General features: G+C 42.2%; 13 protein-coding genes. 3 read left to right on the forward strand and 10 right to left on the reverse strand.

The genetic code is table 11. The annotated features are described in order from the left end of the window. Positions 1-22 precede the first annotated feature (22 nt). The 6 genes from NYE25_RS07660 to NYE25_RS07685 all read right to left on the reverse strand — a co-directional run bounded on the left by NYE25_RS07660 (position 23) and on the right by NYE25_RS07685 (position 6,578). The gene (locus tag NYE25_RS07660) at positions 23-910 is read right to left on the reverse strand and encodes a carbohydrate ABC transporter permease (RefSeq protein WP_340970470.1); all 888 of its coding nucleotides are present in this window, start codon (positions 908-910) and stop codon (positions 23-25) included. Positions 911-943: 33 nt separating this feature from the next. Next, on the reverse strand, positions 944-1,831 hold the full coding sequence (locus NYE25_RS07665; RefSeq protein ID WP_076298808.1) for a carbohydrate ABC transporter permease: 888 nt from the start codon (positions 1,829-1,831) through the stop codon (positions 944-946). A gap of 65 nt (positions 1,832-1,896) precedes the next feature. Then, positions 1,897-3,201 carry an ABC transporter substrate-binding protein gene (locus NYE25_RS07670; protein ID WP_341145594.1) on the reverse strand — a complete coding sequence of 435 codons (1,305 nt, stop codon included), beginning with the start codon at positions 3,199-3,201 and terminating at the stop codon, positions 1,897-1,899. A gap of 43 nt (positions 3,202-3,244) precedes the next feature. Continuing rightward, on the reverse strand, positions 3,245-4,510 hold the full coding sequence (locus NYE25_RS07675) for a glycoside hydrolase family 125 protein (RefSeq protein WP_341145595.1): 1,266 nt from the start codon (positions 4,508-4,510) through the stop codon (positions 3,245-3,247). 234 nt (positions 4,511-4,744) lie between these two features. Continuing rightward, the gene (locus NYE25_RS07680; protein ID WP_341145596.1) at positions 4,745-5,929 is read right to left on the reverse strand and encodes a GntR family transcriptional regulator; all 1,185 of its coding nucleotides are present in this window, start codon (positions 5,927-5,929) and stop codon (positions 4,745-4,747) included. 226 nt (positions 5,930-6,155) lie between these two features. Then, positions 6,156-6,578 (reverse strand): VOC family protein, encoded by a 423-nt coding sequence (locus NYE25_RS07685; protein WP_341128505.1) that lies wholly within the window; start codon positions 6,576-6,578, stop codon positions 6,156-6,158. Positions 6,579-6,877: 299 nt separating this feature from the next. Here NYE25_RS07685 and NYE25_RS07690 point away from each other — a divergent pair, with 299 nt between their 5' ends. Further along, the gene (locus NYE25_RS07690) at positions 6,878-8,572 is read left to right on the forward strand and encodes a M3 family oligoendopeptidase (RefSeq protein WP_341145597.1); all 1,695 of its coding nucleotides are present in this window, start codon (positions 6,878-6,880) and stop codon (positions 8,570-8,572) included. Positions 8,573-8,668: 96 nt separating this feature from the next. Here the strand turns inward: NYE25_RS07690 and NYE25_RS07695 are convergent, their stop codons facing one another. Continuing rightward, a complete protein-coding gene (locus NYE25_RS07695) occupies positions 8,669-11,422 on the reverse strand; it encodes a glycoside hydrolase family 2 protein (RefSeq protein WP_341145598.1) in 2,754 nt (917 codons plus the stop codon). 145 nt (positions 11,423-11,567) lie between these two features. Here NYE25_RS07695 and NYE25_RS07700 point away from each other — a divergent pair, with 145 nt between their 5' ends. After that, a complete protein-coding gene (locus tag NYE25_RS07700; RefSeq protein WP_341145599.1) occupies positions 11,568-12,506 on the forward strand; it encodes an ArsR/SmtB family transcription factor in 939 nt (312 codons plus the stop codon). 85 nt (positions 12,507-12,591) lie between these two features. Here the strand turns inward: NYE25_RS07700 and NYE25_RS07705 are convergent, their stop codons facing one another. Genes NYE25_RS07705 through NYE25_RS07715 form a run of 3 tightly spaced genes read right to left on the reverse strand, consistent with a single transcriptional unit; the run spans position 12,592 to position 13,883 of the window. Next, positions 12,592-12,972 carry an iron chaperone gene (locus NYE25_RS07705; RefSeq protein WP_042194061.1) on the reverse strand — a complete coding sequence of 127 codons (381 nt, stop codon included), beginning with the start codon at positions 12,970-12,972 and terminating at the stop codon, positions 12,592-12,594. Positions 12,973-13,000: 28 nt separating this feature from the next. After that, positions 13,001-13,363, reverse strand: coding sequence for a DUF4180 domain-containing protein (locus NYE25_RS07710; RefSeq protein WP_076283444.1), 363 nt, complete (start codon positions 13,361-13,363; stop codon positions 13,001-13,003). Position 13,364: 1 nt separating this feature from the next. After that, positions 13,365-13,883 carry an ankyrin repeat domain-containing protein gene (locus NYE25_RS07715; RefSeq protein ID WP_341145600.1) on the reverse strand — a complete coding sequence of 173 codons (519 nt, stop codon included), beginning with the start codon at positions 13,881-13,883 and terminating at the stop codon, positions 13,365-13,367. A gap of 220 nt (positions 13,884-14,103) precedes the next feature. Here NYE25_RS07715 and NYE25_RS07720 point away from each other — a divergent pair, with 220 nt between their 5' ends. Next, a complete protein-coding gene (locus NYE25_RS07720; protein ID WP_341145601.1) occupies positions 14,104-14,589 on the forward strand; it encodes a DUF2975 domain-containing protein in 486 nt (161 codons plus the stop codon). Positions 14,590-14,685 lie beyond the last annotated feature (96 nt).

Below are 14,685 nucleotides of genomic sequence, written 5' to 3' on the forward strand. Positions count from 1 at the left end.
CCCTGATTCGATTTTTATTGAATTAACCTTTAATGCCACTGAATGCAATCCCCTGCACAAAATAACGCTGAAGTGCCAGAAAGAGCACCAATATCGGCAAGATCGCAACAAGCGCACCAGCCATCATTGGACCGTAATCCGTTTGGAAATTATAGGAGAACGCTTGAAGTCCCATCTGGATCGTTGCTTTATCCGGGTCATTCAGTACAATCATGGGCCATAGGAAGCTGTTCCAGCCCGCTTGAAAAGTAAAGATGCTTAAAGTCGCCAGCGCTGGTTTGGTCAGCGGCAAATAAATACGCCAAAATATCTTAAACTCTCCACAGCCTTCGATCCGGGCCATTTCCATCATGTCACTAGGTAGGGTAAGAAAGAATTGCCGCATAAAGAACACAGCAAAAGTTCCTGAAGCTCCCGGAAGAATAATCCCCCAGAAGGAGTTCATCAACCCGTTCCCCCCGCTGCCAAAAATATCGTTACCTCCGAAAAATGGAATATGACGCATGACATAAACTGTAGGGATCATCGTCACTATGCCCGGTATCATCATCGCCGCTAGCAGCACGCGGAATATTGGCTTATTGAGCTTAAAATTCAACTTTGCGAATGCGTAGCCACTGATCGAACCAAAAAACAGATTCGCAAGTACACCCGCTACAGCAAGCACAAGTGAATTCCAGAAAAAGAGGGCAAATGGAACCGTTGTAAACGCCTTACGATAATGCTCTAAGGTCAAATGTGAAGGAAACCACCGAATGGGCATGGCGAATATTTCTTCGTCCGGCTTCAGGGATGTAAGTACACTCCAATAGAAAGGTAGAAACATTACGATTGCAATAACAATGCACACTATATAATATATAGATTTACTTAAGCGTCTTTTTAATAACGAACTTCCACTAGTATCCATACCTCTATCCCCTTTCTGCATGACAAGCCCGGCTTATACAATGGACTCCTCCGCCTTTGTGATCCGCATGTTTATAAGTGAGAATATGAGAATCGCCACAGCAAGCACAAAAGCTTGTGCAGACGCATACCCCATTTGCAATTGATTAAAGCCCTGTTGATAGATCAGATAAACCGGAGTCTTCGTCATATTCGCCGGACCACCCTGCGTCAGCACAAAAGCTTGGTCGAACAACTGTAACGCACCAATGATTGCCATCGTGCTGACTAGAAAGGTCGTAGGACGTAGTTGCGGCCAAGTAATATACCGGAAACAATCCAGTTTATTGGCACCGTCCAGCCTTGCGGATTCATACAAATAGTCAGGCACACCTTGCAGACCTGCCAAGTAGATAATCATATTAGAACCTACCGACTGCCAGAGGGTAAGCATAATAATGGACAACATCGCCGTTCGGGTCTCGGATAACCAAGCTGGACCTGTAATCCCAACATAGGACAACAATCCGTTAACCAAACCAAATTCAGGATGCAAAAGCCAGATCCAAACGGTAGCAGCAGCAACGGCGGATGTAAGAGTCGGCAGATAATTCAGAGTGCGGAACAGCTTCACCCCACGCCAGCTTCGACTAAGTAGAATCGCGAGGAGCAGCGAAATCAGGATATTTAGCGGAACGAAAATGATAGAATAAAAAAATACATTTCGGAATGTTTTCCATAACAAACTATCTTCTATCAAACGGCGATAGTTATCAAAACCGATCCAATCATTTCTACTAAGTACATCGTAATTGGTAAAGCTTAAATACAACGCCATTACCACGGGGATCACCGTGAATACTGTAAACAACAATATCGTGGGTGTAATAAAGAGATAAGCCGTCCGCGCCTGATGTTTCTCTAGCTTTCTGATGGAAGCCATTTCAGCTACCCCCTCCTAAGCAAAAGGGAGGCAAGACCTCCCCCTTACTTCAAATGTCTTACTTATTACTTCGCTACCTCATTATCCTTAAGCATTTTGTCTCCTTCTTCTTGTGATTTCTTCAAGGTTTCGTCAATACTCAGCTTGTTCTGCTGGTTTAGCTGCAAATTGGGTGCCAACGCGTCGGTTTCCATCACGGAATAACCAGGGTGGTTTGGACGAACCTTAGCGAACTCCAGTGTTTCTAGAAATGGCTGCCACTTGGGATCATCTTTGAAGAATGGATCTTCCATAGACGGCTTATAGCCAGGCAGATTCAGACTGGTCTTGGCCCAGAGCAATGCGTTATCCTTGTTCGCTGTCCACCATTTAATGAACTCCCACGCCTCTTCTTTATGTTTGGAGCCTTCTGGAATCACCAGACCAAATCCACCCATAACACTGCCTTTATCCCCGTTTGGTCCAGCTGGAGGGGGAACGATTCCATAATCTAGATCTTTACCATATTTGTTATAAGTGCTGAGCATCCACGGACCGGAATACAACATAGCAACCTTGCCTGTGACAAAAGCATCTTGCCCTTCCCCAAGTCCAAGCTCAAACCCTACTTTATACACCTTATCTTTGTTCATCAGGCGATCCCAGAACTCTAGCACCTGTTTGCCTTTATCATTATTAAAATTGGTCTTTCCATCCTCCGTAAGCATGGTGCCGCCAGCCTGTTGAAGATACATATTAAAAAGCCCCAAATCCCCCATTGAAAAACCTGCGATTTCCAATTTATTGCCGTTCCATTTGGTGAGCTTCGTAGCAGCAGCCTCTAGCTCATCCCATGTTGTTGGAGGCTGAAGTCCTGCATCTTCGAGCAGCTTCTTATTATAGAAAAGAGCACGAGCATCTACGGTAAGCGGCAGCCCATATAATTTGTCATCGTATGAAAGCTCACGAAGGGATTCGCTGTAGAAGTCATCTTTGGAAATACCGTCCTGTGTTAAGTATTCGTCAACCGGATGCAGGACGTTTTTTGGAGCATACAATGAGGTTCTCCAGCGATCCCAAAACAGCACATCAGGAGTGCCGCCATTGGTTGCGGAAGTCAGGAACTTCGTGATCATATCCTGCTGCAGCACATACTTTACATGAATCTTATCCTGCGATTTATTAAAGGCATCAACCATGGTCTCAAATTGCTTCTGCCCCTCACCGCCCCAATCCCCCCAGAAGGTAAGCTCCGTCTTTTTCCCATCACCGCTTCCAGGTTTACTTGCAGTTCCGGACTCTTTACCGGTAGACCCATTATTGCCACCACAGCCCGATGCAAGTGAAGCTGTCATAACCAAAGTAAGTGTGGTAACCAGCCATTTTTTCATGTTCTCTATCCCCTTTAGAGTCGATTAAAAAAACTTGTAGACATTAACCTCGCTTAACTTGTAACCCGCAGCGCATAAGCACCAGCTCGCAGAACATCATATTTGCCCAAGAGAACCATGGGCGTGTAAATTCGTCAGGGTTATCCACATGAAACCCTTCATGCATAAATCCGGTGCCCGCATCCGTCTTCTCCAGCAGATTAAGCAAGGATTCCCGTTCCTCATTGCTGGTAGATGTCAAACCCTGGATCGCTAAAGCTATAGGCCAGATATAACGACTAGGCGTATGTGGACTTCCAATACCTGAAGCCTCCTTTCCAACGAAGAAATAAGGATTATTGCTACTTAGAATAAACTTTCGGGTATTTTTGTAGATAGGATCATCGGCACTCACATAAGACAAATAAGGGATTGAGAGCAGACTCGGCACATTTGCATCATCCATCAAATTCACCTGTCCACGGCCATCTACTTCATATGCATAGACTGACCCAAACTCTGGGTGATCTACGATTCCATACTGGCGTATTCCCTCATTAATCTGTTCAGAAAGTCTTCTAGCTTTCAATTCCGTTTCCTGATCCCTTAGGATTTCTCGGGCAATTTCACACACATACTCTAAAACAACCACAGCGAACATATTTGCAGGAACCAAATACCCGTATTCACAGGCATCATCGCTAGGACGAAATCCAGACCAAGTCATTCCTGTATATGCTGTCAACGTTCCTTTGCCTTCACGCGCTAATGTATCCGTAGGTGGACAGTTCATCCGTTGAAAAAGATAATTGGAATCGCTCTCATGTTTCTGTTCAGTAGTCCATAATGCAATAATTCTTTCTACACCCTTAACAAATGAATCATTAAACTGACTAGTTCGGCCCGAATTCTTCCAGAGCAGATAACCCAGTTGGATCGGATAGCATAATGAATCAATCTCATATTTTCTTTCCCATACTCCTGGGCTCATCTCTGTAAGATCCTCCTGATGGCCATTCCCATTTTCTTCTTCATTGAACGCGTTCGCATAAGGGTCAAGCTGAATACAGGCGAATTGTCTTAGTACAAGTCCCTCAATCATGTCCGCAATTTCTTCATCCTCGGAGGCAAGGATCAGAAAGGGTCTAACCTGAGCGGCCGAGTCCCGCAGCCACATCGCTGGAATATCTCCGGTAATGACAAAAGTGGTGCCATTCGCCATTCTTTTTAAGGTTGTATTCCAGGTGTTAGCCATACATTTCTCGAACATTTCGGCTAATTTTGGACGATCACTCAGCTGCGCTTTTACATTAGATGCCAGTTTCTTCATCGACTCAGGGATTTCTCTGGTTGCTTTCAGTTATAATACCCCCTTTTTCTTTTTCCTTTGAAGCGCTTTCACAAATTAGTATATTGTCATGTGATTAGTATGTCAATATGTTTATTTATTGATAATGATATATCAATACTTCTATAATGATAAACATCTATCTAAAACAAACAAAAAAACCCATCCAAAAAGATAGGTTTTTATAACAACTAATTTATGGATAATCGCATAAAATTAATTAGAATTAGATAGTTTAGCAGAACCCGTAGATTCACCAGAAACCAACTCAGCTTCCAACATTATCTTATTCGATACAGTCTGTCCGTTCATAATTTGCAGGACATTCTCAACTGCCAGTCGCCCCATTTCTTCTTCATTCTGCCGCAAATGAGTGAACGCATAACCCGATCCGAGTGGAGTTGGTGGACTATCAAAGCAAATGATTGAAATATCCTCTGGAATCCGCAGCCCAAGACGTTCAACCGCAGTTCTAGCCAGCAGGGCAATATTATATTCCACGGCAAAAAGCGCCGTTATTGTTGGATTCTCTTGTAAATGAGAAACTAGCCGTGAGATATCGTGTTCAATATTCTCATCATTAAAAGAATTTGGTAATGTTGAGGTTAAATCACTAACCCACAACCCCTTATCTACTGCTATCCCCCGCTCCGCATGTGCTTGTATAAATCCCTCCACCCGCTCCTCAAGAGCCGTCGTATCCGCTGGAGGTGGAGAGAGGAAAGAGATATGAGTATGCCCGAGATCAAATAAGTACTCCGTCCCTTTAAGTGCAGCCTTTAAGTTATCCGTGCCGATCGAAGCAGCCGCTACTCCTTTCAGATGGCGATCTACCAGAACTAATGGGAAACGCCCGATCACCAATTTTAGAATCTCAGCATTAAAAAATTCGCCTTGAGCTGGAAAAACAATCAGACCATCTACACCCAAGCTAAGCAACTTCTGAATAGACTGTTCTTCGTTCTCTGGTACGCCAAATGTTCTTCGTAGAACGAGGAAGCAATCATTATCACGGGAAGCCTGTTCCATCCCATAAATCAAGCCTGTTCCATAACTGTTGCCAAAGTCGGTAATAATCAGACCAATCGTCTTTTCCTCATGGTTAAAGGCATTAAAAACAGTCCCGTCGGAGGTCGTCTCAGGAGACATAGCTGAATCTATGTAGTCAACTGCCGGATCAGCCACAAACGAACCTCTTCCCGGTTTTCTCACAATCAAATGCTCGGCGGCTAGCATTTCCAGAGCTTTTTTACTCGTAATCCGACTTACATTATAGGTTTCGGCCAGTTCTTTTTCTGAAGGAACTCGCTCCCCTTGTCCATAGGATTTATTTACAATAAGCTGCTTCACTTCATCAAATATTTTTTCATACATCGGTTTGGATGACGTTGTCTCATTCATAACTTTCGTTATCTCCTGACTCTAATTTTTTCATCTTTATACATAATAATATATCATGATATATTAAGTTTGTCGACATTTGTACTGAAGCAGTTGAAAAAAGAGGGAGGAAGGGTTTAGAGTGTAAAGCGAAAAAATTCTAAGATTCGTATGGAAACAGAGATAAACCGTATTCTGAGAATACGGTTTAAGAGAGGCTAAGTAACAAAGCTCTGAATGGACTCCTTTAATTCTCGAGCTCCCAGTCGGGATTCCATGCGACTTCCCACAAATGCCCATCGGGGTCCATAAAGTGACCGGAATACCCTCCCCAAAAGGTATCATGTAAAGGGTCAACGATCTTCGCACCAGCCTTTTGAGCTAGCTCCATAACCTGATCTGCTTCTTTTTTACTTCCTACATTGTGGCCAATCGTTATTTCTGTTGAACTGGCTGGGGATAATGGAACCTTTGCCTCATAGGCCATATCTTTCCGATTCCAAAGTGCCAGCTTCAAGCCTGCCTGCAAATCAAAGAAGGCAACCGCTCCATGTTCAAATTCTTTGCCAATGATCCCTTCGGTGGGAAATCCTAATCCATCCCTGTAAAAAACCAAAGCTCTCTCCAAATTATCCACGCCTAGTGTTATTACTGTAATTCGGGGTTTCATCTATATCAAGCCTCCTATTTTCGCTTCGTTAAATTGTACGAGTGCGCTCATTAATTGTGTTCAGTACTTCTTCCCAATGCATCTTCATCTGCTCTCGCATATCCGGATGGACCATTTTTTCTTGATAAGATCTACTATATTCATAGATAATATCAAACCACATTCCGCTTAACAAGTTTTTACACTTTTGTACATTTGTTCTTTTTTCGACCATAAAAAGCTTACACAGGTCTATCGTAAATGGCTGTTCAGATTATATAATAGAGACTATCTGGTATAGAAAGGAAGTTGATTTTTTTATGAAATTTGATGATTACCGCTATGAGCGACCGGATGTAGAGAAATTCAAGCAAGACTTTAACGCCCTGCTGAAAGATCTCAACGACACATCACCACTAGAGGTGCAAAAAGCTTCCGTCACTGCCATTAACAAGCTTCGCAATGAGTTTGACACGATGCAGACATTGGTTAGCGTTCGTCATTCTATCAACACGACAGATGAATTTTACAAAGCCGAACAAGAATTCATGGACGAAATCGGGCCTGTCGTTCAGGAATACATAACTGACTACTACAAAGCACTCGTACATTCCAAATATAGAGCCGAGTTTGAAAAGGAATGGGGTGCGCAGTTACTCCAGCTTGCTGAAGTCTCGCTGCGGACGTTTAGTCCGGAAATCATTGAAGATTTACAATTGGAGAACAAACTATCAACTGAATACTCCCAGCTTATCGCATCTGCCAAGATTCTTTTCGAAGGTGAAGAGCGTACACTGCCTCAACTCGCACCTTTCGAATTGTCTACAGACCGTGATATGCGTAAAAGTGCTTCTGAAGCTCGTTTTGGTTTTATGTCCGAACACGAGACTGAATTTGACCGCATCTATGACGAGCTCGTAAAGGTCCGTGACCGCATAGCTAAAAAGCTTGGGTACAGTAACTTTGTTCAGCTAGGTTATGACCGTATGATGCGTACCGACTATAATGCTGAAATGGTTGCTAATTTCCGCAAACAAGTTCTTGAATATATCGTACCTGTCTCCCAGCAGTTAAAGAAACGTCAGACTGAACGACTGGGTCTAGATGAATTGAAATATTACGACGAGAACTTTAGCTTTAAGACCGGGAACGCTACCCCTAAAGGGGATCCAAACTGGATTGTAGCTAACGGTAAGAAGATGTACAAAGAACTCTCCCCTGAAACGGATGAATTTTTCACCTTCATGCTGGACAATAATCTGGTGGATTTAGTAAGCAAAAAAGGAAAACAAGGCGGCGGATATTGCACCTATTTCAGCCAATACCAAGCCCCTTTTATTTTCTCAAATTTCAACGGAACCTCTGGGGATATTGATGTCTTAACTCACGAAGTGGGTCATGCGTTCCAGGTTTATGAAAGCCGCAATATTAATGTGCCAGAATATGCTTTTCCAACCTATGAAGCATGTGAGATTCATTCCATGAGTATGGAATTTTTCGCTTGGCCTTGGATGAATTTGTTCTTTGAAGAAGATGCAGATAAATACCGCTTTAATCACTTATCTGATAGCCTTCAGTTTATTCCTTACGGGGTATCTGTCGATGAATTCCAACATTTTGTTTATAGCAACCCTGAAGCAACTCCTGCTGAACGCAAGCAAGCTTGGAGAGACATCGAGAAGAAATACTTACCACATCGTAATTATGAAGGTAACTCTTATCTGGAACAAGGGGGCTTCTGGCATAAACAAGGCCACATCTTTGCCTCACCGTTCTACTACATTGACTACACACTAGCACAGCTATGTGCCTTCCAATTCTGGAAACGTTCGAACGAAGATTTCAAATCTGCTTGGAGCGATTATTTGGAGCTATGCCAAGCTGGTGGAAGCAAGTCCTTTATTAAACTGGTTGAACTAGCGGGTCTGATTTCACCATTTGAAGATGGCTGCATTAGCTCCGTTATTGGGGATATTGAAGGTTGGCTGAACAGCATTAATGATAAAGAGCTTTAATCCATACTCTGATAAGCTCATCACAAAAAAAGCAATCCTTGCCTTATGGCTTGGATTGCTTTTTAAAATTGAATGATCCAACTTCACCCATGTATGTTATCGATAACGAATCAATAAATCTATAGGGTAACGACCCGCATTGCGACCATATAAGACTAAGCCTCCACCCTCTGCTTGAAGCTCCAAACGGAAAGTACGATTGCGATCTAGTTTAGCTGCTAACTGCCCCGGTACACAAACTTTACACAGATAGCCGTAAGAGCCCGCCTCATCCAACTTATTCGCTAATGGCTGATAATGCCAAGATAATACACCTCGGCTATCGGCCGGATCATCTGGCAAATAGAAGGAGCCAATCCGTTGACCTTCTATCAGAACATTCACACGTGAAGGATGACGTTCTTCGTCGGTCATATAATACGTATTCGGATTATACTCCACCCTAGCATCTGCACCATGCATGAGATCAAGTCCCATTTCATTTTGCTTTGCACCTTCAACATTTCGAGCCAATACTCGCTTTGCGCTGGCTTCGAACATGATTTCGATCTCGCCAATCATCTTTTTCTCCAAACCATCTGGAAGAGTTACATCATATGCATAACGGCCTTGCCCAGCTCCATTGATTTTTGCGCATTGAATAGCTTCCCATTGTTGTTCAAAGTTGTGTTCTTTATACGCACCAACAGGGATACTAATACAATCTCCATCCCCTTCAAACCTTACACCCTGATTACCGCTTCTTACATCAAACGTAATGAAGTTGCGAGTGATTACCTCTCCCTTATTATTTATCAAAGAAACTGCCAGCACTGCAACTGCATCCTGATCGGGCATCATGATAAATAGTGGTGGTAAATCTGCTACTCCATATCCGTCCCAATTCACTGACATATGCTCACTTTGTGTAACAACTCGTGTTCCCAAATTGTCGTACCAAAGTTCCCACTTCACCTGTAAATGCTGTCCATGATATTTATCTGAGAAACTGGAACGAAGAAGCGGAACTTTAACTTCATCCTTTGCGTTTACTGTCTGACACGGCGGTGCATCGATCACGATGAAGTCCGGAGAATGCAGATCAGAAATCGTCATCCCTGGAACAAAGGCATCATAACCAAAATCTTTATCGCTGCCGTCTAACCGATAATAACCATTGAACTCGTTCGTAACATCGCGAAATTCGGTAAATACGAAACCACATAGCTTATCATGCCGCCGGAATTCATTCATCATATAGCGGTAATGCCATGCTAAATCACTATCCCCTGCACCGCCTTCGATACCCCATACGTTTCCACATTCACTGTTCATCAGCGGGGCATCAGATTGTACATTACCTCCGATACAGTTAAAGTCTGAACCTGGGAAAGTTTTGTCTACAACCTCATTCAAATGAGCTCTAAGCTGATCATAACCATTAATGTAGAAATGCCAAGTATTGATATCAGATTCCACATGATCATAGTTACAAGGCGAGTTATCTTCAACGATTCTAGATGGATCTAGTCGTTTTGCCCAGCGATATTGTTCCCGAACCCATTCCTGTGTTACTTTGAGATAACTGTACTGCTGTTGTACATCACTCGTCAGACTAGTGTCCTGAGCGTTCGTCTTCAAGCCCCAAGTCTCGTTAAACATTACCCATGAGAAAATCGATGGATGATTATAGTCTCGTTCAATAATCTCAAGTGCTTCACGTTCATACGCGTTACGTGCTTTTTCATCGGGATTTCCCCAAAAGCAAGGCATGTCTTCCATCACCAAAATACCCAGTCTATCCGCCCAATATAGTTTGCGTGGTTCTTCTGGCTTGATATGAATACGCACAAAGTTCAGTCCCAAACGTTTCATTAGATAGATTTCATCCCGCATATCTTCATCAGACGGATAAGTGAAATATCCCATTTTGTGATAAGACTGGTCAAGGGTACCATTTAAATAAATCGGCTTACCATTGAGGGTAATCCAGCGATAACCACGCTCATCAAAACGCACAGTTTGGATTTCTCGAACTCCGAAATAGGTACTGACTGTGTCTGTGCCAAAAGATCCGTTAAGTTGTAGTTCGCCTTCGTACAAATAAGGTGTATCTGGACTCCACAAAATTGGATCTGTTATATGAATAGAGAGCTTAAATTCATTCTCCCCTGCGATAAGATCTATTTTCTCAGTATGCAATATAGAATTCTCTGCGAATTTCAGCGTGAAATCTGCCGATCCATTTTCTTGTGCAAAGATTCTTGTGGTCACGTTCACTTGCCCATCAATAGTGGTCACAAACTTAGCATCTTTCATATAAGTCTGAGGCCGAGATTCTAGCCATACGGGCTGCCAGATTCCGCGAATTTCTCCATAACCTTGTTTGCCACGCGTTTGGTAATCATGATCGAAGTCCTCTACTCTAACGACAATTGTATTGTCTAAATCTTCAACCCAGTACTGAGTAACTTCGAACTCAAATGAACCATATCCACCTTGGTGTGAACCAACATGCACTCCGTTAATCCAAACGTCACATGAATAATCTACTGCCCCGAATCGCAAAAATAGTCGTGTCTGTGAGTCGGTAGTCTGCCATTTCAAAGTCCGCCGATACCATCCTATCCCTTTATGATCACTGCCAATACCTGATAATGGACTTACCCAAGAAAAAGGAACAGTAATCATCGAACTGTAAGCGATTTCGGAATTGGAATACCAATGTTCGCTAATTCCTTCATTGCTCGGATCAAAGCTAAATGACCATTCCCCATTCAAATTCATCCATTCGTTGCGCTGCCAATGTGGATGCGGATGTTCGGGACGAGGAATCGGAAGACTCTCAACATTCAGTACGGAAGTTGTCATGATATGAGCACAGCCTTTCAAAATAAGAAGTTGAGCTCATTTTAGCACCAGTATATAAAATTCGCAATGTATATTATAATTTTACAATATAGAATCTTCAGTGTACAATATCCTCAACCTATCCTAACGAAAAGGAATACAACCAATGAATGATATTTCGCAAGAAACGATACGGTACCCCGCATCACGCATCTTAGATGTTGCTAAAGCACTTTCTGGAGATGTCAGAGTCCGTATTCTTGAAGCCCTTGGTGACAAGCCCATGAGTGTCAGTCAATTGGCCGAGACACTTGGCGTAGCTCAACCAACAATTTCAATCAATGTACAGACCCTTGAGCAAGTTAACTTAATCTCATCTACACAGGGTGCAAATCGCGAGAAAATATGTGCGGTCACCTGCCGATCCATCCATCTCGATCTTCCTTCGAAGCTAGGCGATGGTCTGCATCAAACGGAAGAAATACATATGCCCATCGGGATGTTCTCCCACTGTTCTATTCAACCCTCTTGTGGTATGACTGGAAAAGACGGCGGAGTCATCGGTTCTCAGGATGATCCACGGGTATTCTACATGCCGGAACGAGTTGATGCATCTCTCTTATGGTTCGCTGACTCTGGCTATGTCGAATACTATTTTGCCAATCCACTACCCCCTGGTGTCGAGCTTGATGAGATTCGGATTTCGGCTGAGGTTTGTTCTGAAGCACCTGCATTTCGGGAAGATTGGGCAAGTGACATCACATTAACTATAAATGACCTGCATGTCGGTACTTGGACTTGTCCATCAGATTTCGGTAACCGGAAAGGAAAGTTAACACCCGAACGATGGAAGGGTGGTACAGAATATGGAATGCTGACAGAGTGGAGTATCTCAGAACAGGGTAGCAAAATAAATGGAACTGCTTCTTCCCCTACTACAATTAGCTCACTGAAGCTGGCATTTAATGAGCCCATTCGAGTACGATTTGAGATTCGCGAGGATGCCCTCAATAGACGAGGACTTAATCTATTCGGAAGTGGTTTCGGAGACTACTCACAGGATATTATCCTGTCGTTTGTGCGTCGTTCAGTATCGGGTACATGATAACACGTAAGAATTGCACACCTGAAACCAGAGTAGATCGAAAGCTTCAGATGTGCCAGTGGACAATGTTTTCTTTACACACCAATTACTTACGCTTATCTTCAGCTTTTTTGATATTCTCAGCCACTCTAAACTTCACGATCTTACTAATTAATTCATAGGGCATCGGCTGATTAAGAGGGAATTGAATGGATCCTTTTGCTCCTTTATAGACTGATAATTCTTCTTTGAAAGCGTCAATACCATTAGGCGTTGGATAAAATCCAATATGGTTTTTGAAAGCCGCAAAATGCACCAGATTTCCGTGCAGTGTAAAAGTAGGCATCTGATAGCTAATCTTTTCAATCGCATCAGGTGCCGTTTCTTTTATTACTTTTCTTATTGTACTAAGGATTTCCTGAATCTCAGATGGAAACTTGGAAATATAGTCATCGATCGATTCATACGTGATTTTAGCCTCCACAATAAGTCCCCTCTCTGTTTCAAGTTCACATTTAACTTTGATGAAGTGCTGCCAATGCCTCGTCTTCTGTACTCTTGAACAATATTTTATTCCCCTGATTACATTCGTAAATAAAATCATTCAGACTTTTACTATTATAGCCAGTAAATTCTCCCACAATAGCAACTCGCATCTGATAGTTTGTATACTTTTGAAGAATCTCTCCGGCAAGGCCCGTCTTTAACTCAAAAAAATCATCTGTGATTTGCTCTTTTCTTAGAATCATTTTATCGCATTCTTGATATCTCACGTTTGCCATTAGATCGAGTGCATCATTTACATTATTAATTACAATACCTTCGCTGGAAATCAAAGCTACTGTTGAATTGTCTTTACGGTTTAATGTGATTTGCATTCTAAATTGCTCCTTTTTCAATAAGAAATTCTTTTACGTTGTGGTTTCCTTGTTGGATAGCTATAGCTAATACTGATTCACCACCTTCAATTTTAGCTTGGATGTCAGCTCCGTGTTCGATTAACAAGCGTATCAGCTCCACATTATCCGAATGAAAAGCTGCAGAATGCAAGGCAGTGTGCCCATCGCTATCAAAAATATGTGTCTGAGCACCCTTGTTCAATAGCAGTTGGATAACACCCATATTCCGCTCCCCAGCAATTGCAGCATGAAGTGCAGTATTAGAAGGAATGAAATTAATCTTGGAATGGGATACTGCATCAACCTCAGCACCATGGTCTATCAATACCTGCACCGCTGCTTCTTTACCGAAATGTGCTGCATATCCCAAAGGTGTAAGGCCCTCGTTATTTTCCGTATTTGCAAGAGCCGGATGGAATTCTAAAATTTCTGTTAGCCGTGCAGCATCGCCATGTTGTGCCGACTGAAAAACTTCATTAATACTTTGCCGTAGTTCCATTAGATTTCGCCTCTTTTCAATTGATGAAGAAATGATTTAGCTTATTTTTTCTGGATAGTGAAGCCATTCTCCTGCTAACAAGAAGAAATGATGTTGTCGTCTTTTAAAGACGATAACCATTTCTCGTAAAATAACAAACACAAAAACAATACAAATTTATTGTAAATCAATAAATTAAATGCTAAAATCATGAAGTCATTAAATAAGTGAGGTGTTTTAAATGAATGTTAAACGAGGTTCAACCACTTTCTTAAAAGTAATTATTTTTCTGGTTGGAATTGCAGTGCTTGCTTTGTGTATCTGGTTGCCTGAGATAGCGGTAAGAGATGCAAAAGTACATCCAGATACGGCTTACTTCCTGATTCCCTTTTTAGTATGTGCTTACGGATTCTGTATTGCGTTTTCTGTTGCGCTGTACCAAGCATATAAACTATTAAACAACATCGAAAAGAACAATGCTTTCTCTGAATTATCCCTTAACTCTTTGAAGATTATAAAGAAATGTGCTTTTACAGTCATTTTCCTCATTTTGTTAGGACTAGTAAGCTTAAGGGTGCTTGCTAAAGTTACAGATAGTGATGATCCAGCGGGTCCTACATCATTATGTCTAATGGCTCTTTTAGCAACAAGTATCATCGCAGCCATTGTGGACGCACTTCAAAAGCCATTAAAAAATGCCCCAGATGTAAAGCCAAAAAATGTATGATTAGCAGTCAAATATCAACATTAGAATTTAATATAGCCAAAAGAAAAGAGTATTCATTCGAAGGTTATCGAATGAATACTCTTTCTTTTCAATGTA

Source organism: Paenibacillus sp. FSL E2-8871 (assembly GCF_038000345.1).
Taxonomy (GTDB): Bacteria; Bacillota; Bacilli; order Paenibacillales; family Paenibacillaceae; genus Paenibacillus_AQ.

Excerpts from the sequence above, each read along its gene's own strand:
- NYE25_RS07660 (WP_340970470.1), bottom strand. The coding sequence starts at position 910 with ATGGATACTAGTGGAAGTTCGTTATTAAAAAGACGCTTAAGTAAATCT.
- NYE25_RS07665 (WP_076298808.1), bottom strand. The coding sequence starts at position 1,831 with ATGGCTTCCATCAGAAAGCTAGAGAAACATCAGGCGCGGACGGCTTAT.
- NYE25_RS07670 (WP_341145594.1), bottom strand. The coding sequence starts at position 3,201 with ATGAAAAAATGGCTGGTTACCACACTTACTTTGGTTATGACAGCTTCA.
- NYE25_RS07675 (WP_341145595.1), bottom strand. The coding sequence starts at position 4,510 with ATGAAGAAACTGGCATCTAATGTAAAAGCGCAGCTGAGTGATCGTCCA.
- NYE25_RS07680 (WP_341145596.1), bottom strand. The coding sequence starts at position 5,929 with ATGAATGAGACAACGTCATCCAAACCGATGTATGAAAAAATATTTGAT.
- NYE25_RS07685 (WP_341128505.1), bottom strand. The coding sequence starts at position 6,578 with ATGAAACCCCGAATTACAGTAATAACACTAGGCGTGGATAATTTGGAG.
- NYE25_RS07690 (WP_341145597.1), top strand. The coding sequence starts at position 6,878 with ATGAAATTTGATGATTACCGCTATGAGCGACCGGATGTAGAGAAATTC.
- NYE25_RS07695 (WP_341145598.1), bottom strand. The coding sequence starts at position 11,422 with ATGACAACTTCCGTACTGAATGTTGAGAGTCTTCCGATTCCTCGTCCC.
- NYE25_RS07700 (WP_341145599.1), top strand. The coding sequence starts at position 11,568 with ATGAATGATATTTCGCAAGAAACGATACGGTACCCCGCATCACGCATC.
- NYE25_RS07710 (WP_076283444.1), bottom strand. The coding sequence starts at position 13,363 with ATGCAAATCACATTAAACCGTAAAGACAATTCAACAGTAGCTTTGATT.
- NYE25_RS07715 (WP_341145600.1), bottom strand. The coding sequence starts at position 13,883 with ATGGAACTACGGCAAAGTATTAATGAAGTTTTTCAGTCGGCACAACAT.
- NYE25_RS07720 (WP_341145601.1), top strand. The coding sequence starts at position 14,104 with ATGAATGTTAAACGAGGTTCAACCACTTTCTTAAAAGTAATTATTTTT.